This window comes from Oleiphilus sp. HI0061 (assembly GCF_001635675.1).
In genome coordinates, this window is sequence record NZ_LWFE01000510.1 from 1 (window position 1) to 1,199 (window position 1,199).

Below are 1,199 nucleotides of genomic sequence, written 5' to 3' on the forward strand. Positions count from 1 at the left end.
GACTGGACAGTTGGGCACGTTCATTCAGGTGCGCTTGGTTGGGTTGCTTTTATTACTATCGGTTCCGTTTACATGCTTGTTCCTGAGCTATTTAACAAAAAGCGCATGTATAGCGAATCGCTGATAAACAGTCATTTCTGGATCGCAACAATTGGTGTAGTACTTTATATAGCATCAATGTGGATCGCTGGTGTAATGCAAGGCCTAATGTGGAGAGACATGGGTGACGACGGTACGCTGACATATACTTTCATTGAAAGTATCAAAGCTAGCTACCCCTACTATGTCGTACGTGTACTTGGTGGATTAATGTTCTTGGTTGGTATGTTGATGATGGCATATAACGTAATTAAAACCATCGGTTCTTCCGAGTTAGACAACGAAGCATCCAACAAGGAGGCAGCATAATGAATCATCAAACTATTGAAAAGAACAGCGCACTACTTGGTGTATTAATTGCCCTAGTAATTAGTGTTGCCGGTTTGGTTGAAATCGTTCCGCTGATGTTTCAAACACAAACGACAGAACCAGCACCAGGCGTTAAACCTTACACAGCGGTTCAGCTAGCGGGCCGCGACATCTACATTCGTGAAGGTTGTTACAACTGTCACTCACAGATGGTTAGACCTTTCGCTGATGAAGTGTTGCGATATGGCCCTCCGTCAGTTGCAGGTGAATCAGTTTACGACCGCCCGTTCCAGTGGGGTTCGAAACGAACAGGTCCTGATTTGGCACGCGTTGGTGGCCGTTACTCTGATGAATGGCATCGTATACATTTAATCAATCCTCGTGATTTGGTGCCTGAATCAAATATGCCAAGCTTCCCTTGGTTAGCCGAGGCACCAGCAGAAACTGATAGCATTATAAGCAAAATGGAAGCCTTACGTTTACTAGGCCATCCCTATTCAGACGAAGAAATCGCTAACGGGCCCGCCCAGCTAGCAAATATGACTGAAATCGATGCTTTGATTGCATACTTGCAAGTGCTTGGCACTGCAAACAACGGGAGATAAGCATGGGCGAATTACAGCACACACTAAGCGGTTTAATGACCGGCATGCTTTTGCTTACGTTCATCGGAATTTGCTTCTGGAGCTGGAGTGGCAAGCGTAAAGAAGCGTTCGAGGAAATGGCAAATCTTCCCTTGGATAACACTGCAACGAATACTTGCAATAACAAAGAAAAAAGTGAGGCCTAAT

The 1,199-nt window shown here is 45.0% G+C and carries 2 protein-coding genes; both read left to right on the forward strand.

What is annotated here, in order from left to right:
- Positions 1-408, forward strand: a 408-nt coding sequence (locus A3735_RS06755; RefSeq protein ID WP_197485719.1) for a cbb3-type cytochrome c oxidase subunit I, incomplete at its 5' end; no start/stop codon positions are given.
- Positions 408-1,013, forward strand: a complete 606-nt coding sequence (ccoO, locus tag A3735_RS06760; RefSeq protein WP_068506531.1) for a cytochrome-c oxidase, cbb3-type subunit II — start codon at positions 408-410, stop codon at positions 1,011-1,013. The genes A3735_RS06755 and ccoO, both read left to right, overlap by 1 nt.
- The last annotated feature ends 186 nt before the right edge of the window (positions 1,014-1,199 follow it).